Here is a 23,739-nt window from a genome sequence, read left to right on the forward strand (position 1 = left end):
GGGCCCCCGGGCTAACCCGGCACGCCCCGCGGATGCGCCAGGGCCGGCTCGCCGGCGCGGGCCAGCAGGGCCTGCACCGTCGCGTGCAGCGTCTCCGGTGTCACGCCATCGGCCGCGAGTGCGGGCGCCGCCACCACGCTGACGCGGCTGAACGCCCCGCGCCGGAAGGGCCGCACCATGGCACGCCCGCTTTCCACGCGCGAGAAGAACGAGCCCCACAGGTTCACCAGCGCCAGCGGCACCACCGGCACCGGGCGGCGCTCCAGGATCTTCATGAGGCCGCCCTTGAACGGCTGCAGCGTGCCGTCGGACGTGATGCCGCCTTCGGGGAAGATGCCGAGCAGCTCGCCCTCGGCCAGCACCGCGTCGGCGGCGGCGAAGGCGGCCTCGTAGGCGGCCGGGTCTTCATGGCGCGGCGCCACGGGGATGGCCTTGGCCAGGCGGAACAGCCAGCCCAGCACCGGCACGCGGAAGATGCGGTGGTCCATCAGGAAGCGGATGGGCCGCGGGCTGGCCGCCATGAGCAGCACCGCGTCGACGAAGCTCACGTGGTTGCACACCAGCACGGCGGGACCGTCGCCCGGGATGTGCTCGGCCGTGCCGACGAAGCGCAGCCGGTACACCATGCGCGACAGCACCCAGGCCACGAAGCGCAGCAGGTACTCCGGCACGATGAGGAAGATGTAGGCCCCGACCAGCAGGTTGGCCAGGGCGAGCAGGCCGAAGACCTGCGGGATGCCCACGCCGGCCGAGAGCAGCGCGCCCACGATGAGGCTGCTGGCGATCATGAACAGCGCGTTGAGGATGTTGTTGGCCGCGATGATGCGCGCGCGGTGGCTGGGCGGCGAGCGCAGCTGGATGAGCGCGTACATGGGCACGCTGTACAGGCCGGCCGACACCGACAGCGCGAACAGGTCGGCCAGCACGCGCCAGTGCGCCGGCTGCTGCACGAAGCTGCCCACGCCGTGCAAGGCGGGCGCGCCGGTGGCCGTGGCGCCCAGGCCGCGCGTGGCCAGGTACAGGTCGGCCGCGAACAGCGTCATGCCGATGGCGCCCAGCGGCACCAGGCCGATCTCCACGTGCCGGCGGCTCAGGGTCTCGCACAGCAGCGAGCCGCTGGCGATGCCCACCGAGAACACCACCAGCAGCAGCGAGGCGACCTGCTCGTTGCCATGCAGCACGTCCTTGGCGAAGGTGGGGAACTGGCCCAGGAACACGGCGCCGAAGAACCACATCCACGAGATGCCCAGCAGCGAGCGGAACACCGCCAGGCGCTCGCGCGCCAGCATGAGGTTGCGCCAGGTCTCGCTGACGGGGTTCCAGTTCACGCGCAGCCCGGGCGCGGTGGCGGGCGTGGGCGGCACGGCCTGCGCCACGACGCGGCCCAGCACCGCCAGGCCCAGGCACACGGCGGCCACGGCCTGCGCCCCGGGCAGTGCGGCGTCGGCCGGCAGCGACACCAGCAGCCCGCCGGCCAGGTTGCCGAGCAGGATGGCCACGAAGGTGCCCATCTCGATCATGCCGTTGCCGCCGGTGAGCTCCTGCTCGTTCAGGTGCTGCGGCAGGTAGGCGTACTTCACCGGGCCGAACAGCGTGCTGTGCAGCCCCAGCAGGAAGATGCAGCCCAGCAGCACCGCCACCTGGCCGGTGGCCAGGCCCGCGGCGCCGGCCACCATGATGGCCAGCTCGAGGTTCTTCACCAGCCGGGTGAGCGTGGCCTTGTCGTGCTTGTCGGCCAGCTGGCCCGAGGTGGCCGAGAACAGCAGGAAGGGCGCGATGAACACGCCGCCGATGACCAGCCCCGCCATCTGCGCGGGCAGCCAGGCCACCTGCAGCTGGTAGGTCACCAGCACGGTGAAGGCGAACTTGAAGACGTTGTCGTTCGCCGCGCCCAGGAACTGCACCCAGAAGAAGGGCGCGAATCGGCGCTGGGCCAGCAGCGCGAACTGGCTGCTGCCGTGGGGGTGGGACATGAGCGGCTCTCCCTCGCTTAGGAGGCGCCGATCATGCCGCAACCCGGGCGGCGCCGGCGCTGACGTTCAACGGGCGCGGTAGACAGCCGCCAGGCGGTCCGGCTCGCCGGCCACGCGCTCGAGCACGGGGTAGCGCAGGCCACCGCGCCAGTCGACCGTGACGGTGCGGAAGTGCTCGCCGTCCTTGACCAGCAGGCGCAGCGGCGCGCGGCCATCGGTGCTGGCGCGCAGGGCGGCCTCCAGGCGCTCGGGGCGGTAGGCGCGGTCGTTCACGGCCAGCAGCTCCATGCCCTTGGTGAGGCCGGCACGGAAGGCGGGGCTGTCCCAGAACACCTGGGTGATGCTGCCGTCGCCGACGACGCGCAGGCCCAGCGAGAAGGCCAGGTTCTGCGGGCGCTCGTTGCCCGAGTCACCGTCCCAGCCGCGCTCGTTGGCCTGGAAGTCGCTCTCCGCCTCGGCCCACGCCAGGCGCCAGCCGCTGTGCTGCAGCCAGGTAGGCGCCACGCCGGTGCCGTCCAGCCGCTGGCGGAAGAAGCCGCGCCAGTCGTGCGGCTGCACGGCCTGCAGCGCCGCGTAGACCTCGTCCTCGGTGTAGGGCGTGGGCGCGGGCGAGCCGTCGTCGCGCGTGCGCAGCGGCACGCCGAAGAAGCCGCGCGCGAAGTCGTCCAGCGAGCGCCGGCCCTGGCTGAGCTGCCGGATCAGCAGGTCGGCCTCCAGCCACACCAGCGCGGCCTCGTCGTAGTAGTCGAAGCTGCGCTGCCATTCCTCCCACTCGCGCGTGGGGCCGGGACCCACGGCCGGGTCGTTCACCGTGTCCTGCAGCGGGCGCCAGCCGCGGCCGGTGCGCACGGCCACCTCGGCCGCCACGTTGGCCAGGCGGTCGCGCGCCTGCTCGGGCGTGGTGAGCCCGGCGCGGGCGGCCAGCACATGGCCCCAGTACTCGGTGAGGCCCTCGTACACCCACAGCAGGCGGTTGCCCATGGGCACGTGGTAGTCGGGCGTGGCCAGCTCGGCGGGGCGGCGGTGCTTGCCGTTCCAGGCGTGCACATACTCGTGCGTCAGCAGCTCGCGCCCGCGGATGGCCTTGTCCCAGTCGCGGAAGTAGTCGGGCTTCAGCCCGTTCTCGCTGGACTCGTGGTGCTCCAGGCCGATGCCGCCGAACTCCTCGGACAGGGCCAGCATCAGGTCGTAGTGGCGGAACGGGCGCACGCCGCCGAACAGGGCGTCGGCCTGGGCCACGATGGCGCGGTGGGCGTCCAGCTGCGTGGCGCTGGCCTGCAGGGCGCCGGGCTCGTCGGCCAGCAGGGTGAGCACCACGGGGTGGCGCGCGCCGGGCTTGTCCAGCGGCACGGTGCGCCCATGCGGGCCCGCGAACAGCGGCGAGTCGATGAAGGTCTCCAGGGACAGCTCGCGCCAGCTCACCCAGCCGTCGGCACCGGGCTGCGCCGGCTGGCCGTCCGGGCCGCGCAGCGCGCTCACCTGGCGCCAGCCGGCGGGCAGCTTCAGCCGCGGCTGCACGCGCAGCGCATGCGCGGCCGGCCCGGCGGGGTAGAGCACCACGTTCTCCCATTCGATGCCCAGCAGCTCGCGCGTCACGCTGATGCGCTCGCCGCTGCCCCGCACCGGGGCGAGGTACTGGAACGACAGCGTGAGCTCGGCGGCGCCGGCGGGCACGTCGACCAGGAAGGTGAAGGGATCGGCGGATTCGCGCCGCCAGGCGAGCCGCTGCTGGCCGGCGCGGATGTCCAGACCGGCCAGCCGGGTGACGTCGCCATAGGGCCCGTGGCCGCCGGGCAGGTAGCGCGCGTAGCGCAGCGCCAGCGGGCGGCCGGCCGCCGCGGGCGGCAGCGGCAGCACCTGGCGCACGCGCAGCACGCGGCGGTCCAGGTCGCTCGCGTCCACCTGCAGGGCCATGGCGGCGGGCCAGGTGGCCGCGGCGGCGGTGGGGGCGGCAGTCGGTGCGGTGCCGGTGGCGGCCGGGGCGGCGGTGCCGCACAGCACCAGGGTGGCGGTGAGGGCGGCGGCCGCCCGGTGGCGAATGCGCATGGAAACCGTCTTCTCCTTCAGGCGGGCTGTTCCTCGATCAGGTAGTTGGCGCCCTCGAACTGCGCCAGCACCTGCACCAGCCAGGGCATCACGCCCTGCAGCGTCTCGTGCAGGGTGTAGGGCGGGTTCACGATGAACAGGCCGCTGCCGGCCAGGCCGAAACCCTGGGCATCGGCCTGCTTCACGGTCATGCGCACGTGCAGCCAGCCCTTGGGCGAGACGGCCATCAGGCGCTTGGGCAGCTGCACCGCCTCCACGCGGGCCACCTGCGGATACCACACCATGTACACGCCGTCGGGGAAACGCTGCACCGCATCGCGCACGCAGGCCACCACCTTGCCGTAGTCACCCACCAGCTCGTAGGACGGGTCGATGAGCACCAGCGCGCGCCGCGGCGTGGGCGGCAGCAGCGCCTTCAGGCCGTTGAAGCCGTCCTCGTGCAGCACCTGCACCTGCCTGCCGCCGAAGTGGGTGGCCAGCGTACGCGCGTCGGCCGGGTGCAGCTCGAACAGCCGCATCGAATCGCCCGGCCGCAGGTGCATGCGGGCGATGGACGGCGAGCCGGGGTAGAGCTTCAGCGGCGGCGTCATGCCCTTTTCCAGCTCGGGCGCGGGCTGGCCGGGCTCGGCCTCGGGCAGGTTGAAGCGCTGCACGCCGTGCACGTAGTCGGCCACGGCCGGCGGCAGGTCGGCCCGGCTCCACAGGCGGTTGATGCCCTCGCGGTACTCGGCCGTCTTCTGCGCCTGCGCGCCCTTGAGTGCGTAGCCGCCGGCGCCCGCGTGGGTGTCGATGTAGCGGAACGGCTTGTCCTTGGCCGTCATGTAGCGCAGCACCTGGTCGAGCACCAGGTGCTTCAGCACATCGGCATGGTTGCCCGCGTGAAAGGCGTGTCGGTAGGCCAGCATGGCGGGTCTTCGCTTTCTTCCATGCCCGAAACGGCGGTCGCCTGCACGCTGTCGCGCGAAGGACGGTCCGCGTCGTCGGGCTTTGATCCAGCGCGCACTGTAGCCGCAGCGTCGCGGCTAGGCTGAAAAGCATGACTTCCCTCTTCGATCCCTTCCGCATGGGCGACATCACCTTGGCCAACCGGCTGGTGATGGCGCCCCTGACCCGCAACCGCGCCGGCGCCGGCCAGGTGCCCACCGCGCTGATGGCCGAGTACTACCGCCAGCGCGCCAACCCGGCCACCGGCGCGGGCCTCATCGTCACCGAGGCGAGCCAGATCAGCCCCATGGGGCAGGGCTACCTGGACACGCCGGGCATCCACACGCCCGAGCAGGTGGCCGGTTGGAAGCACGTGACCGACGCCATCCATGCGGAAGGCGGCAAGGTCGTGATCCAGCTGTGGCACGTCGGCCGCATCTCGCACACGTCGCTGCTGCCCGGCGGCGCGGCGCCGGAGTCGTCCACCGCCCGCGCGGCCAAGGCCAAGACCTTCGTCACGGGTGGCTTCGTGCCCGTGTCGGCGCCCCGTGCGCTGGAGACGGCCGAGATCGCGCGCATCGTGGCCGACTACCGGCGCGCCGCGGGCCTGGCCATGCAGGCCGGCTTCGACGGCGTGGAGCTGCACGCGGCCAACGGCTACCTGATCGAGCAGTTCCTGCGCGACAGCATCAACGACCGCACCGACGCCTATGGCGGCGGCATCGAGCACCGCACCCGCCTGCTGGTGGAGGCCATCGAGGGCATCACCGCCGAGATCGGTGGCGGCCGCACGGGCGTGCGCCTGTCGCCCGTCACGCCGGCCAACGACGCCGGCCAGGACAGCGACGCCCAGGCGCTGTACGGCCGCGCGGTGGAGCGCCTGGCGCCCTACGGCCTGGCCTACGTGCACGTCATCGAGGGCGCCACCGGCGGCCCGCGCGACCTGAGCGAGCAGGGGGTGACACCCTTCGACTACGCCGCGCTGCGCGCGAAGACGGCCAGCGCCTGGATGGTGAACAACGGCTACGACGGCGCCATGGCGCAGGCCGCGGTGGCCGAGGGGCGCGCCGACCTGGTGGCCTTCGGCCGCGCCTTCATCGCCAACCCCGACCTCGGCCGGCGGCTGCGAGAAGGCGCCGCGCTGAACACGCCGGACGTGAAGACCTTCTACGGCGGCGGCGAGGCGGGCTACACCGACTACCCGCCGCTGGCCGCGGCGCACGCGGTCTAAGCACCCTCGAAACGCTTCGTTGGCCGGGCCCGCCGCCGCCGATAAGGTGGCGGCCATGCTGCTCGACACCGCTTCACTCCTCGACGCGCCGGCAGGCGGCCCGGCTCCGTGCGTGGCTGCGCCCTCCGGCGGCTGGGCGCCGAACGGCCGCCGCGGCCGCCCCGTGGCGGTGGCCGGCCTGGCTGGCAGCCCGTCGGCACGCTCACGCTCGGCCGCGCTGCTGCGCCATGCGCTGGCGGCGGTGACGGGCGACCCGGCGGCCGGGCCCATCCACATCGCCGGGCTGCCCCAGCTGGCGCTGGTGAGGGCCGACCCCAGCGAGCCGGAGCTCGCGCGTGCCCTCGCCCAGGTCGTGCAGGCGGAGTGGGTGCTGGTGGCCACGCCGATCTACAAGGCCGCCTACAGCGGTGTGCTCAAGCTCTTCCTGGACCTGCTGCCGCCGGACGCGCTGCGCGGCAAGCGGGTGCTGCCGCTGGCCACGGGGGGCAGCCTGGCCCACCTGCTGGCCGTGGACTACAGCCTGCGGCCGGTGCTGGGTGCGCTGGGCGCGCGCGACATCCTGGACACCGTCTTCGCCACCGAAGCGCAGTTCGAGCCCGACGAGGCCGGCGGCTGGCGACCCGACGCCGCGGTGCGCGAGCGCCTGGCGAGGGCGCTGGGCGGCGTGACCGCGGCGTGTTGACGCCGCCGCCGCCGCGCGCCGGCTGACCCCCCGGGCCCCGCCTGGCGGGCCCCCTTCTTCCCTGTCCATCGGCCCGGCCGAGGCGCCACCGCGCCCGCCGTGCGCCCGCACCACGAGCCTTGCCACCCATGACGACCTCCCGTTCCTCCTCCCCGCCGGCCTGGCGCCGCCGGGCCCTGATCGCCGCCGCCGCGGCGCATGCCGTGTCCGTGGCCGCCGTGGTGCTGTCCACCGCCGGACCGGCGCAGGCGCAGACAGCGCCGCCGCTGCGCATCGGCTACCAGAAATCGGCGAGCCTGCTGGCGCTGCAGAAGTCACAGGGCACGCTGGAAAGGCGCCTGGCGCCACTGGGCGTGGCGGTGCAGTGGGTGGAGTTCCCTGCCGGGCCGCAGCTGCTCGAGGGGCTGAACGTGGGGTCGGTGGACGTGGGCTTCGTCGGCGAGGCGCCGCCCATCTTTGCGCAGGCGGCCGGCGCCGGCTTCGTCTACATCGGCCACGATCCGGCGGCGCCCGAGGCCGAGGCCATCGTGGTACCGCAGGGCTCGGCACTGCAGTCGGTGGCCCAGCTCAAGGGCAGGAAGGTGGCCCTGAACAAGGGGTCCAACGTGCATTACCTGCTGGTGCGGGCGCTGGAGAAGGCGGGGCTGTCGTATGCCGACATCCAGCCGGTGTTCCTGCCGCCGGCCGATGCGCGTGCCGCGTTCGAGCGCGGCGCCGTGGACGCCTGGGTCATCTGGGACCCGTTCCTGGCCGCGGTGCAGAAGCAGACCGGCGCACGCATCCTGGCCGACGGCCGGGGCGTGGTGAGCAACTACGCGTACTACCTGGCCGAGCGCGGCTATGCCGAGCGCCATCCGCAGGTGATCCGCCACCTGTTCGAGGACACGGTGGAGCGCGGGCGCTGGCTCAAGGCCAACCTGCGCCAGGCCGCGGCGTTGATCGCGCCCATCCAGGGCCTGGACCCGGCGGTGGTGGAGCTCAGCCTGCAGCGCTACCAGTTCGGCGTCGCGCCGCTCACGCCCGCCGTGGCGGCCGAGCAGCAGAAGATCGCCGACACCTTCCATGCGCTGAAGCTCATCCCGCGTCCCATCCACATCGCCGATGCGCTGCCCACGGCGCGCTGAGCGCGCCTGTCCGCCCGACGGCCTGCCATTGCACAGGAAGCCCCATGAAGATCCTCTGGTTCATCCCGACGCACGGCGACAGCCGCTACCTGGGCACGGCGCACGGTGCGCGCGTGGCCGACTTCAGCTACTTCAAGCAGGTGGCGGTGGCGGCCGACACGCTGGGCTACGAAGGGGTGCTCATCCCCACCGGCCGCTCCTGCGAGGACCCCTGGACGGTGGCGTCCAGCCTGATCGACGCCACGCGCCGGCTGAAGTTCCTGGTGGCGCTGCGGCCGGGGCTCATCACGCCCAGCCAGTACGCCCGCATCGCGGCCAGCTTCGACCGCCTGTCCGGCGGCCGGCTGCTCATCAACCTGGTCACCGGCGGTGACGCGGCCGAGCTCGCCGGCGACGGGCAGTTCCTGCCGCATGCCGAGCGCTACCAGCAGGCGGCGGAGTTCATGACCGTCTGGCGCGAGATCATGGCGCGCAGCCACACCGGCGAGCCCTTCGACTTCCGCGGCCAGCACCTGCGCGTGGAGGGCGCACGCCTGCTGTACCCGCCGGTGCAGCGGCCCTACCCGCCGCTGTTCTTCGGCGGCTCCTCGCCCGAGGCGCACGAGCTGGCCGCGGCGCAGCTGGACACCTACCTCACCTGGGGCGAGCCGCCCGCCGCGGTGGCCGCGAAGGTGGCGGATGTGCGCGAGCGCGCGGCGCGCCACGGCCGCACGCTGCAGTTCGGCATCCGCCTGCACGTGATCGTGCGCGAGACCGAGGACGCCGCGTGGGCGGCGGCGGCGCAGCTGCTGTCGCACCTGGACGAGGACACGGTGGCGCGCGCCCAGCAGACCTTCGGCCGCATGGATTCCGAGGGCCAGCGGCGCATGGCCGCCCTGCACGGCGGGCGCTTCAACCCGCGCGACATCCGCCAGGGGCTGGAGGTGGCGCCGAACCTGTGGGCCGGCGTGGGCCTGGTGCGCGGTGGCGCCGGCACCGCCCTGGTGGGCAGCCCCCAGCAGGTGGCGGAGCGCCTGAAGGAGTACGCCGCGCTGGGCCTGGACCACTTCATCCTCAGCGGCTACCCGCACCTGGAGGAGGCCTACCGCGTCGCCGAGCTGGTGTTCCCGCTGCTGCCGCTGGACGTGCGGCAGCGGCTGGCGCAGCCGCGGCTCACCGGCCCCTTCGGCGAGATCGTGGCCAACACCCATGTGCCGCGCGCTGCGCCCGCCCCCTTTGCGGAGGACACGGCGGCGCGGGCCCGCGCGGCGGGTTGAGCACCATGGCCGCCGCACGCCCCGGACCGGTCCGGCGGGCCACCCGCGCCACCGCCCGGCGCCTGCTGCCATGGGCCGTGCCCATGGGCATCGTGCTGTGCTGGGAGCTGGCCTCGCTGGGCGGCTGGCTGTCCAGCCGTGTGCTGCCCGAGCCGCGTGCGGTGGCCGCGGCCTTCGCCGGGCTGGTGGCCTCCGGCGAGCTGGCGCACCACGCGGCCATCAGCACCGGCCGGGCGCTGGCCGGCCTGGCGCTGGGCGGCGGGGCGGGGCTGCTGCTCGGCCTGCTGTGCGGCAGCTTCCGCTGGGCCGCGACGCTGCTGGACGGCAGCCTGCAGATGCTGCGCAACATCCCTGCGCTGGCGCTCATCCCCCTGGTGATCCTGTGGTTCGGCATCGACGAGGCCGCCAAGCTGTTCCTGGTGGCGGTGGGCGTGTTCTTCCCCGTCTACCTCAACACCTTCCATGGCATCCGCTCGGTCGACGCCGGCCTGGTGGAGATGGCGCGCAGCTACGGCCTCGGCGGCTGGGCGCTGTACCGGCACGTGATCCTGCCGGGGGCGCTGCCGTCCATCCTGGTGGGGCTGCGCTTCGCGTTGGGACTGATGTGGGTGCTGCTCATCGTGGCCGAGACCATCTCCGCCCAGGCGGGCATCGGCTACCTCACGATGAATGCGCGCGAGTTCCTGCAGACCGATGTGGTGCTGGTGGGGATCATCCTGTACGCCCTGCTGGGCAAGCTGGCCGACGTGGTGGCGCGTGGGCTCGAGCGCTGGTGGCTGCGCTGGCACCCCGGCTACCGCGCCGCCTGAGGCCGCATGGCGCGCGCGCGAACTGACGAAGGAGTTTCCATGCATGTTGCTCGCACCGAACTGGCGCCCGCCGGCGCCTGGGCCGCCCTGCGCGAATGGATCGGCCCGGACGCGATGCCCCCGGCGGGCCCCGCGCCTTCGCCGCCCCCGCGCCATCCCGCCGCGCGCGGCGTGGCCGTGCAGGCGCGCGACCTGGTGCGCCGGTACGGCCGCCGGGCGGTGCTGGACGGCGTGGACCTGGACTTGGCGCCCGGGGAGTTCGTGGCCATCGTGGGCCGCAGCGGCTGCGGCAAGAGCACGCTGCTGCGCCAGGTAGCCGGCCTGGAGCCCGCCGACGCGGGCAGCGTGCACATCGGCGGCCGCCCGGTGGCGCAGGCGCGCGACGACCTGCGGCTGATGTTCCAGGACGCGCGGCTGCTGCCATGGAAGCGGGTGCGTGACAACGTGGCGCTGGGCCTCGACGGGCCCGCGGCGGCGGTGCGCCGCCGGGCGCACGACGCGCTCGAGCAGGTGGGCCTGGCCGACCGGGGCGGCGATTGGCCGGCCCAGCTGTCGGGCGGACAGCGCCAGCGCGTGGCGCTCGCCCGCGCGCTGGTGCACCGCCCGCGCCTGCTGCTGCTGGACGAGCCGCTGGGTGCCCTGGACGCGCTCACGCGCATCGAGATGCAGGCGCTCATCGAAAGCCTGTGGCGCGGGCTGGGCTTCACCGCGCTGCTCGTCACCCACGACGTCGCCGAGGCGGTGGCGCTGGCCGACCGGGTGGTGCTCATCGAAGGGGGCGGCGTCGCGCTGGACGCGGCGGTGCCCCTGCCGCGCCCCCGGGCACGCGGCTCGGCGGCCTTCGCCGCCCTCGAAGACCAGGTGCTGCGCCGGGTGCTGCAGCCGCCGGCCGGCGCCGCCCACCTACCGACGTCGGGGGCCGCCGCCACGGGCTGGCCGGCCGGCGGGGTGTTCGCATGACGGGGGCGGTGCCGGGCCCGGACGGCGCGGCCGGGTTCGGCCAGCTGTTCGACCCGGTCTCGTCCACCTACACGTATGTGCTGGCCTGCGCGCGCAGCGGCGAGGCGGTGGTGATCGACCCCGTGCACGGGCAGCGGGCGCGCGACGAGGCGCTGCTGCGGGCCGCGGGCTGGCGCCCGCGGTGGGTGCTGGACACCCACCTGCATGCCGACCACGTCACCGGCGCGGAGGCCCTGCGCCGCGTCTGGCCGGACACGGCCTGCACGGCGCTGGGCGCGCCCTCCGACGCCACCGGCTACCAGCGTGCGCTGCAGGACGGTGACTGCCTGACGTTCGGCCACGAGGCACTGCGGGTGATCGCCACCCCGGGCCACACGCCCGGCCACATGAGCTTCCTGTGGCGGGGCCGCGTCTTCACCGGCGACGCGCTGCTGATCGGCGGCTGTGGCCGCACGGACATCCAGGGGGGCGACGCCGGCCGGCTGTATGACGCCGTCACCGGCCGGCTGTTCCGGCTGCCCGGTGACACCCTGGTGTATCCCGGCCACGACTACCGGGGCCGGCGCGTGTCGTGCATCGGCGATGAGCACGCGCACAACCCCCGCTTCGCCGGCCGCTCCCGGGCGGAATTCATGGCGCTGATGGCGGCCCTGGACCTGCCGCCGCCGCGCGCCATCGACGTCGCGCTGCCGGCGAACCGGCGGGCGGGGGCCCCCCTGCCGGACGCGCCGGCGCCTCTTTATTCCGCATCGGAATAAGCATATGGTGCTGAGAATTAAGTCGTAGCTTGCCTGGGCCGCGCGCGTGAGCATGGCCGCCCATGGACACCTTCGATACGGGCCTGCCGGGCCCCACCGTGGCGGTGATCGGGCTGGGCTTCAGCGGCACCGCCACCGCCTTGCACCTGCTGCGGCGGCTGCCCGCCGGCGCGCGGCTGGCCTTGTTCGAGCCGGCGGCCCGCCGTGGCCGGGGCCTGGCCTACGGCACCCGCTGCGCCAGCCACTGGCTGAACGTACCGGCCGGCCGGCTGGGCTGGGACGCCGGCGACGAGGCCGGCTTCCTGCGCTGGCTGGAGCGCCGCCATGGGCCGCACACCGGCGGCGAGTACGTGCCGCGCATGCTGCTGGGCCAGTACCTCGACGAGGCACTGGCCGACGCCGAGCGGCAGGCCGCCGCGCGGGGCGTGCAGACGCGCACCTGGGGGCAGGCCGTGCGGTCCGTGCAGCGCACCGCTGGCGGTGCCGAACGGCTGCGGCTGGACGACGGCCGCACGCTGGACGTGGATGCCGTGCTGGTGGCCAGTGGCCACCTGGCCACCCAGGTGCCGCGGGTGGGCGGCGGGGCCGCATGGGGCGAGCCCGGCATGGTGGCCGACCCCTGGGAGGAATCGGCGCTGGCGGCCCTGTCGGCCCTGCCGGACGCGGCCGAGGTGCTGCTGCTGGGCAGCGGCCTGTCGGCCATCGACGTGGTCACCTGGCTGCAGGACCAGGGCCATGCCGGCCGCGTGACGCTGCTGTCACGCCGCGGCCTGCTGCCCCAGCCGCAACACGTGCAGGAATCGCTGCCCCTGCCACCCGGCCCCCTGGCCGACGCGCTCCAGCAGTGGCTCGCGCCGGCCGAGGCCCCGGCCCTGCCGCTGGCGGCCCGGCTGCGGGCACTGCGCACGCTGGCGGGCCGCGCCGCGGCACAGGGCGTCGACTGGCGACAACTCATGGCCAGCCTGCGCCGGGCCACGCCGGCACTGTGGCAGCAGCTCGACGGCCGGCAGCGGCGGCAGTTCCTGCGCCATCTGCAGCCCTGGTGGGACACCCACCGGCACCGCCTGGCCCCCGGCATCCAGGGCCGGCTGGACGCCGCGCGCGCGGCCGGCCGCCTGGACGTGCAGGCCGGCCGGCTCGACCGCGTCGAGCGGCTGGCCGACGGCAGCCTGGTGGCCACCTGGCGCCCCCGGGGCACCGGGCCGGCCGGGCAGCGCCAGGTGGCGGCGGTGGTCAACTGCACCGGCCCGTCGGCCCAGGTGGGCCGGGCGCCGCACACGGCCGCCGGCGGCTTGTGGCAGGCCCTGCAGGCACAGGGGCGGCTGCAGGTGGACGCGCTCGGGCTGGGCGTGAACGTGGACCGCGTGGGCCGGCTGCTGGACGCGGAGGGCCACCCGCAGCCTGCGCTGTTCTACGTGGGGCCCTTGCGCAAGGCGCAGGACTGGGAGGCCATCGCCATCCCCGAGCTGCGCGTGCACGCCGCCCTGGCGGCCGCGGCGGTGTGCGACGTCGTGGAGGCGAACGCTCAGCGCCGCCCGGCTGCCGCGACGATCTGGTCGTAGACGCCGCCGTCGTCGAAGTGCGTGCGCTGGGCGCGCGACCAGCCACCGAACGCCTCGTCCACGGTGAAGGTGCGCACGGCTGGGAACTGCCCCGCATGGGCGGCGTGCACGCGCGCGTCACGCGGCCGCAGGTGGTGGCGGGCGGCGATCGCCTGACCCTGCGGCGACCACAGGTGGCGCAGGTAGGCCTCGGCCGCGCCGCGCGTGCCCCGGCGGTCCACCACGGCGTCGACCACCGCCACCGGGTTCTCCGCCAGCACCGTCCAGCCGGGGTACACCCGCTCGAACCCGCCGCCGAACTCGCGCTCGATCAAGGGCGCCTCGCTCTCGAAGGTGACGAGCGCGTCGCCCATGCCCCGCTGCGCGAACGTGGTGGTGGCGGCGCGGCCGCCGCCATCGAGCACCGGCACGTTCCCGAACAGCCGTGCCACCAGCGCGCGGGCGGCGTCCGGCCCGGCGCCGCCGCGCAGGGCGGCACCCCAGGCGGCCAGGTAGGTGTAGCGGCCGTTGCCCGAGGTCTTGGGGTTGGGCACGATCACCGAGACGCCGGGACGGCCCAGGTCGGTCCAGTCGCGGATGCCACGCGGGTTGCCCGCGCGCACCAGGATGACGGAGACGGAGGTCGTCGGCGCCGCGTTGTCCGGCAGCCGGCGCGACCAGTCCGCCGCCACCAGCCCGCGCTCGGCCAGCATGTCGATGTCGTTGGCCTGGTTCATGGTCACCACGTCCGCGGCCAGCCCGTCCGCCACGCTGCGCGCCTGCTTGCTGGAGCCGCCGTGCGACTGGTTCAGCGCCAGCGGCGCGCCGCCCTGCGCCTGCCAGTGGGCCAGGAAGGCGGCGTTGAAGTCCTTGTAGAACTCGCGTGAGACGTCGTAGCTGACGTTCAGCAGGGTGGTGGCGGGCGCGGTGCCCTGGGCACGCGCGGGCGCGAGGGGCGCGGCGAGGGTGGCCAGGCCCAGGGGCGTGGCGAGGAAGGTTCGGCGGTGCACGGTGTCGCGGTCGGGTGGTGGGGCCGCGCATGGTGCGGCGCCGAGCCGCCCGGCCGCAACGAAGCGAAACGCGCTTGCTTAGCACCTCCGCGCGGCTAGAACGCCTTGCCGGCCGTGCGCGCGCGGAACAGCTCGAGCAGGCCCACCTCGCGCGGGCCGGGCTCCAGCGTGAAGCCCTCGCCGGCCTGCACGGCCCCGGGCTGCACCACGGCCAGGTAGGTGCCGCAGTAGCCGGACTCCACCATCAGCTTGGCCGCCTTCGCGAAGCCCATGGCGGCGTTGAACTTGAAGCACGGGAAGCGCGGCTCGCTCACCGCAAGCACACAGCCACCGTCGAAGCGCAGGCGGTCGCCCACCCACAGGCCACGCTCGGTCACGCCCTCGAGCGTGAGGTTCTCGCCCATGCTGCCGGGTGGCTGCAGCGCGTCGTCCCAGCCGCCTGCGCGGGCCTGGGCGCGCACCGTGCGCCAGAAGGCGTAGTGCCCGTGTGGGTAGGCATACACCGCCTTGGCCAGGCCGCCGTGCACGCTGAGGTCCGCCTGCTCGTCGCCCTCCAGCCCCATCGGGCCCACCTCGACGGCGCCGCTGCGCGGGCGCTTGCCGATGGCCGTCATGACCTCGCGGCCGTTGATGCGCACGGCTTGGGCGCGCGCGGTGTTCACGCTCAGGATCTTCATGGGGCGATTGTCAACGCCGTCGAATCATCAAGAACCTTCACGTCGCGGGGCTTGTACGGGGTGACGGCGTGACCGGATGTGTCGAGCATGCGTGGCTCGAATGTTGCAAATGCGGCGCCCGCGGCCATCCGCCGCCTTCCGCCACCCCTTATCCGATCCATCGAGGAGCAACGCGTGACACCCATCCGCAAGACACTGCTGGCCAGCGCCGCCGCCGCCGCCCTGACCCTGGGCATGGCCGGCGCCCACGGCGCCAAGTCGGTGCCCGCCCAGGCCGCCGAGCAAAGCCGCCTGTGGTTCGTCGAGTTCCAGGGCCTGCCCACCTCCGAGGGCGCCCGGCTCGACAAGGTCCGCGCGGAGAAGGCCGCGTTCCGCGACGCCGCGCGCAAGGCCGGCATCCAGTTCAAGGAGCGCCGCTCGTTCGACGTGCTGTTCAACGGCCTGTCCATCGACGTGTCGCCGGCCGAGCGCGCCAGGATCGCCCGACTGCCGGGCGTGAAGGCGATGTACCCGGTGGAGGTCATCCAGGCGCCCAAGCCCATCAAGGCCGAGGGTGACGTGCGGCCCCAGCTGGACACCGCGCTGGCCATGACGGGCGCCGACGTGCTGCACGGCCTGGGCCTCAAGGGCGAAGGCATCAAGGTCGGCATCATCGATTCCGGTGTCGACATCGACCACCCGGCGCTGGGCGGCGCCGGCACGCCCGGCTCCACCCCCTTCCCGACCTCGCGCGTGGCCTACGGCTACGACTTCGTCGGGGACGCGTTCAACGCCGACCCGGCCAGCCCCGGCTACAACCCGGTCCCGGTGCCCGACGCCAACCCCGACGACTGCGGCGGCCACGGCACGCACGTGGCCGGCATCGTCGGTGCCGACGGCGACGTCACCGGCGTGGCCCCCAAGGTCACGCTGGGCGCCTACCGGGTGTTCGGCTGCGCCGGCTCCACGCTGGCCGACGTGATGATCGACGCCATGGAGCGGGCGCTGGCCGACGGCATGCAGGTGGTCAACCAGTCCATCGGCTCGTCGTTCCAGTGGCCCGACTACCCCACCGCCAAGGCCGCCGACCGCCTGGTGAAGCAGGGGGTGGTGATGGTCGCGTCCATCGGCAACAGCGGCACCAGCGGCCTGTACGCCGCCGGCGCGCCGGGCGTGGGCAAGAAGGTCATCGGCGTCGCCTCCTTCGACAACTCGCACAGCAAGCTCAACCAGTTCGGCATCTCGCCCGACGGCACGCCCATCGGCTACCAGCAGGCCACGGGCGCCCCCGCGGCGCCCACGTCGGGCACGCAGCCCATGGCGCGCACCGGCAGCAAGACCAGCCTGGACGACGCCTGCGCCACGCTGCCGGCGGGCAGCCTCACCGGCCAGGTCGCGCTCATCCGCCGCGGCACCTGCAGCTTCTACCAGAAGGCGTTCAACGCGCAGGTGGCCGGCGCGGCGGGCGTGGTGCTCTACAACAACGTGGCCGGGCGTATCTCGCCCACGGTGGTGGGCACGCCGGCCATCACCGTGCCGGTGGTCAGTGTGTCGGACGTGGAGGGCAACCTCATCGACGACCGCCTGGCCGCGGGCTCGGTGGACATGACCTGGCGCGCCGACCTGGGCAGCTTCCCCAACGTCACCGGCGGGCTGATCTCGAGCTTCAGCTCCTACGGCCTGGCCGCGGACCTGAGCCTGAAGCCCAACATCGGTGCGCCGGGCGGCATGATCTACTCGACCTACCCGCTGGAGCTGGGTGGTTATGCCACGATCTCCGGCACGTCGATGTCCTCGCCCCACACCGCGGGCGGCGCGGCGCTCATCCTCCAGGGCGACCCCAAGCAGGGCGCCAAGGACATGCGTGACCGCCTGCAGAACGCGGCCGATCCCAAGGCCTGGTGGGGCAACCCCGGGGCCGGCTACACCGACCAGGTGCACCGCCAGGGCGCCGGCATGCTCGACCTGGTGGGCGCGCTGAACGCCACCGTGCGCGTGCTGCCGGGTGAGCTGGCCCTGGGCGAGAGCCAGCACGGCCCGGTCACCCGCACCCTGACCTTCAAGAACAAGGGCAGCACGGCGGTGACCTACGACCTGAGCCACACCGCGGCCCTGGCCACCGGCCCGAACACCTTCACGGTGAGCGCCATCGACGCCCCGGCCACCGTGGCCTTCAGCGCCGGCAGCCTCACCGTGCCGGCCAAGGGCACGGCCACGGTCGACGTGACGGTGACGGCCAACGCGGCCCTGGCCGACAAGAGCCTGTACGGCGGCTATGTGGTGGCCACCCCGCAAGGTGGCGGCGACACGCTGCGCGTGCCGTTCGCCGGCTTCAAGGGCGACTACCAGAGCATCCCCGTGCTCACGCCCACGGCCAACGGCTTCCCGTGGCTGGCCAAGCTGAGCGGCGGCTCCTTCACCAACCAGCCGGGTGGGGCCACCTACACCCTGGCCAACGGTGACCTGCCGTACTTCCTGGTGCACCTCGACCACCAGTCCCGCCAGCTGCGCCTGGAGGCCTTCGACACCGCCACCGGCACGTCGATGCACCTCATCAGCCTGGACAACCACCTGCCGCGCAATTCCACGGCGACGGGGTTCTTCAACTGGGTCTGGGACGGCACCACGTTCAAGGGCAAGAACGGCACGCCCACCCCGGTGCCCAACGGCACCTACACGGTCAAGCTGTCGGTGCTCAAGGCCCTGGGCGACCCGGCCGTGGCCGCCGACTGGGAGACCTGGACGTCTCCGCCGGTGACCATCGCCCGCCCGTAAGCGAGCGCCCGCCAACCCGAAGCCCCGCCCCGGCGGGGCTTTTTCATGGCTGGCCGCTGCCCTGCGCGGAGCGCATCGGCCCATGTCGGATTTGCATGGGGCCCGTCAGGGAGGGGAGTTACCGCCCCATTACACTGAGGTGACGGGTGATGTCCCTGTATGGCGGCCGCCAGCCATGGGCGGCAGGCGCGAAATCTGCTGTAACCCGGCCACGCCACCGCCCCTCGTCACAACATCCGGGCCCACGGCATTGGGCGAGCCCCGCCGCGCACCCCCTTGGGGCCCCGGCGAGGCTCGCCCAATCCCGCCTTTGTCTTTGTTGTCTTGAAAACTGGAGCATCACCCGTGAACCGTCCCGCCATGGAGGGGCTGCGCCTGAACGCGCCCGCTTATGTCAAGAACGCCCGGCTGCTGGCCTGGGTCGCCGAGATCGCCACGCTCACCGACGCCAAGGATGTCTATTGGTGCGACGGCTCGCAGGAGGAGTACGACCGCCTGTGCCAGCAGCTGGTCGACGCCGGCACCTTCAAGCGCCTGAACCCCGCCAAGCGGGCCAACAGCTACCTGGCCTGCTCGGACCCGTCCGACGTGGCGCGCGTGGAGGACCGCACCTTCATCTGCAGCCAGCAGAAGGAAGACGCCGGCCCCACCAACAACTGGATGGCCCCGGACGAGATGCGCGCCCTGCTGCAGACGGGCGACAAGGCGCTGTTCAAGGGCGCGATGCGCGGCCGCACGCTGTACGTGGTGCCTTTCTCCATGGGCCCGATCGGCTCGCCCATCGCCCACATCGGCGTGGAGCTGTCCGACAGCCCGTACGTGGCCGTGAACATGCGCATCATGACGCGCATGGGCCGCGCGGTCGTCGAGCTGCTGGGCACCGATGGCGAGTTCGTGCCCTGCGTGCACACCGTGGGCGCGCCCCTGGCCGACGGCCAGGCGGACGTGGCCTGGCCGTGCAACCCGACCACCAAGTACATCGTCCACTACCCCGAGACGCGCGAGATCTGGAGCTACGGCTCCGGCTACGGCGGCAACGCGCTGCTGGGCAAGAAGTGCTTCGCGCTGCGCATCGCCTCCACCATGGGGCGTGACCAGGGCTGGCTGGCCGAGCACATGCTGATCCTGGGCGTCACCTCGCCCGCGGGCAAGAAGTACCACGTGGCCGCCGCCTTCCCCAGCGCCTGCGGCAAGACCAACTTCGCCATGCTGATCCCGCCCCAGTCGCTCAACGGCTGGAAGGTCACCACCATCGGCGACGACATCGCCTGGATCAAGCCGCACGCCGATGGCCGCCTGTACGCCATCAACCCCGAGGCCGGCTACTTCGGCGTGGCTCCGGGCACCAACTTCAAGACCAATCCGAACTGCATGCAGTCGCTGGGCCGCGACGTGATCTTCACGAACGTGGCGCTCACCGACGACGGCGACGTGTGGTGGGAAGGCATGGACGGCGAGCCGCCGGCCCACGCCATCGACTGGCAGGGCAAGGACTGGACGCCGCAGATCGCCAAGGAGACGGGCGCCAAGGCCGCCCACCCCAACGCGCGCTTCACCGTGGCGGCCACCAACAACCCCGCGCTCGACCCGGCCTGGGACGACGCCTCGGGCGTGGCCATCGACGCGTTCATCTTCGGCGGCCGCCGCTCCACCACGGTGCCGCTGGTCACCGAGGCGCGCAACTGGATGGAAGGCGTCTACATGGCCGCCACCATGGGCTCGGAGACCACCGCCGCCGCTTTCGGCGCGCAGGGCGTGGTGCGCCGTGACCCGTTCGCCATGCTGCCGTTCTGCGGCTACAACATGAGCGACTACTTCCAGCACTGGCTGGACATGGAGCAGCGCCTGGAGGCCACCGGCCACACCCTGCCGAAGATCTTCTGCGTCAATTGGTTCCGCAAGGGCGCCGACGGCAAGTTCGTGTGGCCGGGCTACGGCGACAACATGCGCGTGCTCAAGTGGATCATCGAGCGCGTGGAGGGCCAGGCGCAGGGAGAGGAGCACTTCTTCGGCATCAGCCCGCGCTACGACGACCTGGAGTGGGCCGGCCTCGATTTCAGCCGCGAGCAGTTCGCCGGCATCATCGACGCCTCTCCCGCCGCCTGGCGCGAGGAGCTGAAGCTGCACGACGAGCTGTTCACCCAGCTCGCCTACCACCTGCCGCAGTCGCTGCAGGACACCAAGGCGCGCATGGAGGCGCACCTGGCCGGCTGACCGCCGCCCGCCGAGAAGGAAAAGGCCACCGCGAGGTGGCCTTTTTGCTGGGCGCCCTGCGGGGCTACCTGGCTGCGGCGGGCACCGTCGAGGCGCCTGCGCCGCCCGGCAGCACCATCTGCGCGCGCAGGAACGCGTAGATGTCCGCCATCTTGCTCACCTGCTGGCCCGCGGTGCTGCCCACGCCGTGGCCGGCCTGGCCGTCCAGGCGCAGCAGCACGGGCTTGCCGCTGGTGCTGGCGGCCTGCAGGCGGGCGGCGGCCTTGGCGCTCTGCCACACGTCCACGCGCGGGTCGTTCACGCCGTGCACCAGCATCACCGCGGGGTAGCGCACGCCGTCGCGGATCTGGTGGTAGGTGCTCATCTGCAACAGGGCGCGGAACTCCACCGGGTCCTTCACGGTGCCGAACTCGCTGATGTTGGTGATGCCGTTGGCCGATTCCTCGGCCCGGATGGCGTCCATGATGCCCACGTCGAAGATGGCCGCGGCGAAGAGATCCGGCGCCTCGGTGACGGCGCGGCCCACGAAGATGCCGCCGGCGCTCGTGCCCCAGATGCCCAGGGTCTGCGGCGTGGCGTAGCGCTCGGCCACCAGCCAGCGGGCGGCCGCGATGCCGTCCTTCCAGGTGTTGGGCTTGGTGGTCTTGAAGCCGGCGCGGTGCCAGTCGTCACCGAACGCCCCGCTGCCGCGCACGTTGACCAGCGCCATCACACCGCCCTGCTCCAGCCAGGGCACCGACAGGGCGTTGAAGCGCGCCTCCATGGAGAAGCCGTAGGCCCCGTAACCCACCAGCAGCGTAGGCGCCGGCGTGCCGGGCACGCGGTCGGCGCGGTGGATGACGGCCAGCGGCACCTGCACGCCGTCGTGGCTCGGCACCAGCAACTCACGCACGGCGAGCGCCGGCGTGCCGGGCGGCACCTGCAGCTTCAGCAGGCCGGTGTCCTCCACCGGCTGGCCGGGCCCGGCGCTGCGCACGATGCGCGGCGGCTCGGTCCAGGTGCTGGTGCCCATCCACACGCCGCCCTGGGCGTGGGCCCGGTCGTCGAGCAGGAAGGTGCTGCCGGGCCGGCCGGCGGCCACGTCCACGCCCGGTTGACCCGGCGCCGCGTGGCGCATCACACGGGTGTTGAAGCCCTCGCTCAGCTCGGCCAGCAGGCTGCCGTCGGCGGCGGGCAGCAGGCCCTTGACCACGGCGCGCGGGGGCGCGTCCAGCACCACCTTGGCCTTCTCGATGCCGCCGCCCTCGCGCAGCGCCAGCGCCAGCCAGCGGCCGCGCGGTGCCTGCTTGTGGGTGCGCAGGTACAGCGTGTCGCCGTGCAGCACCACGTCGGTGATGGCGTCCTCGAACCGCGAGAGGGGACGCCAGCTGATCGCCGGTTCGGCCAGGTCCGCCACGCGGGCGACGAACAGCTTGCCCTCGGGGACCGTGGTGTCGGTGGTGCGCGCCACCATGAAGCGGCTGTCGGGATGGAACTGGAGGCTGGCCACGTCCAGGCGCTCCAGCTCCAGCTCGCGGTTGACCAGCGGGCCGAACAGCGCCCGGGCGCTGGCGGCGGGTGCACCGGCCTCCAGCAGGAACACGGTGCTGTCCAGGTAGTGCTCGGTGGCCGGGCTGCCCTCGGGCAGCGCACGCAGCTGGTTGTAGGCCACGAAGCGGCTGTCCGGCGTCCAGCTCACGCCGTCCTGCTGCACGCGCGGCACCGGCTCGCCCAGGGGCCGGCCCGTGGCCACATCCATGAGGTGGAGCGACGCGTCCTCCGAGCCGCCGGCCGACACGCCATAGGCCAGGCGCCTGCCGTCCCACGAGGGGGTGAAGTAGTTGATGGCGTGCGGCACCCCGTGGGCGCGGGTCAGCGCCTCCGGGTCCACGAGGACGCGCTCGGCGCCGGCCAGCCCGTCGCGCGTGACCAGCTTGAACTGGGCCTCGCCGGCAGCGCGCTTCAGGTAGAACAGGCGGTCGCCCGGCAGGCGGACGAGCTGGCGCACCTGGTCGCCGGTGCTGCGGTTCACGTCGGCCAGCCGCTGGGCGAAGCGGGCGCGCTCCGGCAGCGCGGCCAGCGCCTGCTCGGCGTAGGCGCCCTGGGCCTTCAGCCAGTCCTGGGTGGCCGGGTGCTTCACGTCCTCCAGGTGGCGGTACGGGTCGGGCACGGTGGTGCCGTGCAGCACCTGCGGCACGTCGCGCACGGGCGTGGCGGGCGGCGCGACGGGGGCCGCGTGGGCGGCCAGCCCGGCGGCGGCCAGGGCCACCGAGACAGCGAGGGCGGGCGCGCGCAGGCGCGGGAAGCGAACGGGCATGGGGATCCTCGTGGGGCCGGGGGATGCGGGGCCCGGCCGGTGGGCCGGTGGTGCCGTGGCCGGGCCCCGGGGGCCGGCCGGCGGGCGATCTTACGTGCGCGTCCGGGCGGCCGGCCTCCCCATATGCGCGGGGGGCAGAAGCTCGGGCGGGAATCGTCGTTGGCGCCGGGGATGCCGACTTCCCATAATGCGCCGAACAAGGATGCGGCCTCGCCTGCCGCATGACGCACCCATGAATTTCCAGCAACTGCGGTCCGTGCGCGAGGCCGTGCGCCAGGGCTTCAACCTCACCACCGTGGCGGAGACGCTGCACACCTCGCAGCCCGGCATCAGCCGCCAGATCCGCGAGCTGGAGGACGAGCTCGGGCTCGAGATCTTCGTGCGCGCGGGCAAGCGCCTGACCGGGCTCACCCCCGCGGGCGAGCGCGTGCTGCCCTGGGTGGAGCGCACGCTGCTGGACCTGGAGAACCTGCACCGCGCCACCGACGACTTCAAGCTCGGCGACAGCGGGCTGCTCAGCGTGGCGGCCACGCACTCCCAGGCCCGCTACGCGCTGCCCACGGCAGTGCACGAGTTCCGCAGCCACCACCCGCGTGTGCAGCTGCAGCTGCACCAGGGCTCGCCCGACCAGATCGCGCAGATGCTGCGCACCGGCGCGGCCGACATCGGCATCGCCTCGCACGCGCTCACCGACGACCCCGACCTGGTGGCGCTGCCGTGCTACCGCTGGACGCACTCGGTCGTGGTGCCGCCGGGCCACGCGCTGCTGGACGCGCCGCTGACGCTCGAACGGCTGGCCGAGCACCCGGTCATCACCTACGACACCGGGCTCACGGGCCGCGGCAGCATCGACGATGCCTTCCGCCGCGCCGGCCTGAACCCGCGCGTGGTGCTCACCGCCATGGACGCGGACGTGATCAAGACCTACGTCGAGCTCGGCATGGGCGTGGGCATCATCGCGTCCATCGCCTTCGACGACCAGCGCGACACCCACCTGCGCGCCATCGAGGCGCGCCACCTGTTCACCATCAACACCACCAGCGTGGCCGTGCGCCGCGGCGGCCTGCTGCGCGGCTTCGCCTACGCCTTCATCCAGACCTTCGCGCCGCACCTCACGGCGGAGGTGGTGCAGCGCGCCCAGGCGGCGCCGGTGGGCACGCCGATGGCGCCGTTGTGAGGCACGCGTCAGCCTGAGCCGTCCTTTCCCGTTCGGCCTGAGCTTGTCGAAGGCCCGCAGCGCTTCGCGCTCCAATTGAGCCCTTCGACGCAGCTCAGCACACGTCTGTCGAAGGCCCTGGCATGCAGACGCAGGTGCCCGCCCGCGCCGGCGCCCGCCCCGGCTGGCTCATTCGTCCGCGCCTTCGGCCTGCGGCCGAAGGTTCCCTGCGATGCTCGGCCGCGGGTCGCGCGGATCAACTCGCTTCGCTCACTGCGTTCGCTGCGCTCAGGCAGTCGCCGCGACTCAGTGCACGAAGCGCGCTGCG

The 23,739-nt window shown here is 73.4% G+C and carries 17 protein-coding genes; 11 read left to right on the forward strand and 6 right to left on the reverse strand.

Translation table 11 applies throughout. The annotated features are described in order from the left end of the window. Positions 1–11: 11 nt before the first annotated feature. The 3 genes from ACE3UN_RS16730 to ACE3UN_RS16740 form a co-directional block, all read right to left on the reverse strand. Positions 12–1,973 (reverse strand): MFS transporter, encoded by a 1,962-nt coding sequence (locus ACE3UN_RS16730; RefSeq protein ID WP_374676118.1) that lies wholly within the window; start codon positions 1,971–1,973, stop codon positions 12–14. A gap of 66 nt (positions 1,974–2,039) precedes the next feature. Next, entirely contained in the window at positions 2,040–4,019 is a 1,980-nt protein-coding gene (locus ACE3UN_RS16735; RefSeq protein WP_374676119.1) for a M61 family metallopeptidase, read from the reverse strand. A 17-nt stretch (positions 4,020–4,036) separates the two neighbouring features. Then, positions 4,037–4,924, reverse strand: a complete 888-nt coding sequence (locus ACE3UN_RS16740; RefSeq protein ID WP_374676120.1) for a 23S rRNA (adenine(2030)-N(6))-methyltransferase RlmJ — start codon at positions 4,922–4,924, stop codon at positions 4,037–4,039. 131 nt (positions 4,925–5,055) lie between these two features. Between ACE3UN_RS16740 and ACE3UN_RS16745 the strand changes: the two genes are divergently transcribed. From ACE3UN_RS16745 to ACE3UN_RS16780, 8 genes are all read left to right on the forward strand, one after another. Beyond that, positions 5,056–6,174, forward strand: coding sequence for an alkene reductase (locus ACE3UN_RS16745; protein WP_374676121.1), 1,119 nt, complete (start codon positions 5,056–5,058; stop codon positions 6,172–6,174). A 55-nt stretch (positions 6,175–6,229) separates the two neighbouring features. Beyond that, positions 6,230–6,856 (forward strand): NADPH-dependent FMN reductase, encoded by a 627-nt coding sequence (gene ssuE, locus ACE3UN_RS16750; protein WP_374676122.1) that lies wholly within the window; start codon positions 6,230–6,232, stop codon positions 6,854–6,856. Positions 6,857–6,984: 128 nt separating this feature from the next. Next, entirely contained in the window at positions 6,985–7,980 is a 996-nt protein-coding gene (locus tag ACE3UN_RS16755) for a sulfonate ABC transporter substrate-binding protein (RefSeq protein WP_374676123.1), read from the forward strand. 44 nt (positions 7,981–8,024) lie between these two features. Next, positions 8,025–9,236, forward strand: a complete 1,212-nt coding sequence (ssuD, locus tag ACE3UN_RS16760; protein WP_374676124.1) for an FMNH2-dependent alkanesulfonate monooxygenase — start codon at positions 8,025–8,027, stop codon at positions 9,234–9,236. A 5-nt stretch (positions 9,237–9,241) separates the two neighbouring features. Further along, positions 9,242–10,045: an aliphatic sulfonate ABC transporter permease SsuC gene (ssuC, locus tag ACE3UN_RS16765; RefSeq protein ID WP_374676125.1), complete on the forward strand. Its 804-nt coding sequence runs from the start codon at positions 9,242–9,244 to the stop codon at positions 10,043–10,045. A 114-nt stretch (positions 10,046–10,159) separates the two neighbouring features. Next, positions 10,160–11,005, forward strand: coding sequence for an ATP-binding cassette domain-containing protein (locus tag ACE3UN_RS16770; protein WP_374676134.1), 846 nt, complete (start codon positions 10,160–10,162; stop codon positions 11,003–11,005). 8 nt (positions 11,006–11,013) lie between these two features. Further along, the gene (locus tag ACE3UN_RS16775) at positions 11,014–11,763 is read left to right on the forward strand and encodes an MBL fold metallo-hydrolase (RefSeq protein WP_374676126.1); all 750 of its coding nucleotides are present in this window, start codon (positions 11,014–11,016) and stop codon (positions 11,761–11,763) included. A 62-nt stretch (positions 11,764–11,825) separates the two neighbouring features. Beyond that, positions 11,826–13,325 (forward strand): FAD/NAD(P)-binding protein, encoded by a 1,500-nt coding sequence (locus tag ACE3UN_RS16780; protein ID WP_374676127.1) that lies wholly within the window; start codon positions 11,826–11,828, stop codon positions 13,323–13,325. Here the strand turns inward: ACE3UN_RS16780 and ACE3UN_RS16785 are convergent. After that, a complete protein-coding gene (locus ACE3UN_RS16785; protein ID WP_374676128.1) occupies positions 13,289–14,314 on the reverse strand; it encodes a sulfate ABC transporter substrate-binding protein in 1,026 nt (341 codons plus the stop codon). The genes ACE3UN_RS16780 and ACE3UN_RS16785 overlap by 37 nt on opposite strands. A 95-nt stretch (positions 14,315–14,409) precedes the next feature. Beyond that, positions 14,410–14,991, reverse strand: coding sequence for an MOSC domain-containing protein (locus ACE3UN_RS16790; RefSeq protein WP_374676129.1), 582 nt, complete (start codon positions 14,989–14,991; stop codon positions 14,410–14,412). 174 nt (positions 14,992–15,165) lie between these two features. On the opposite strand from ACE3UN_RS16790, the gene ACE3UN_RS16795 reads away from it, so the two are divergent. Together ACE3UN_RS16795 and ACE3UN_RS16800 are read left to right on the forward strand one after the other, a co-directional pair. Next, positions 15,166–17,745 carry a S8 family serine peptidase gene (locus ACE3UN_RS16795; RefSeq protein WP_374676130.1) on the forward strand — a complete coding sequence of 860 codons (2,580 nt, stop codon included), beginning with the start codon at positions 15,166–15,168 and terminating at the stop codon, positions 17,743–17,745. A gap of 345 nt (positions 17,746–18,090) precedes the next feature. Next, complete coding sequence (locus tag ACE3UN_RS16800) at positions 18,091–19,959, forward strand: phosphoenolpyruvate carboxykinase (GTP) (protein ID WP_374676131.1); 1,869 nt, start codon at positions 18,091–18,093, stop codon at positions 19,957–19,959. 64 nt (positions 19,960–20,023) lie between these two features. Here the strand turns inward: ACE3UN_RS16800 and ACE3UN_RS16805 are convergent, their stop codons facing one another. Next, entirely contained in the window at positions 20,024–22,255 is a 2,232-nt protein-coding gene (locus ACE3UN_RS16805; protein WP_374676132.1) for a prolyl oligopeptidase family serine peptidase, read from the reverse strand. A 232-nt stretch (positions 22,256–22,487) separates the two neighbouring features. On the opposite strand from ACE3UN_RS16805, the gene ACE3UN_RS16810 reads away from it, so the two are divergent. Then, positions 22,488–23,432 (forward strand): CysB family HTH-type transcriptional regulator, encoded by a 945-nt coding sequence (locus ACE3UN_RS16810; RefSeq protein WP_374676133.1) that lies wholly within the window; start codon positions 22,488–22,490, stop codon positions 23,430–23,432. The last annotated feature ends 307 nt before the right edge of the window (positions 23,433–23,739 follow it).

Origin of the sequence: Ideonella sp., assembly GCF_041918995.1 — a bacterium.
Classification (GTDB): domain Bacteria; phylum Pseudomonadota; class Gammaproteobacteria; order Burkholderiales; family Burkholderiaceae_C; genus Ideonella.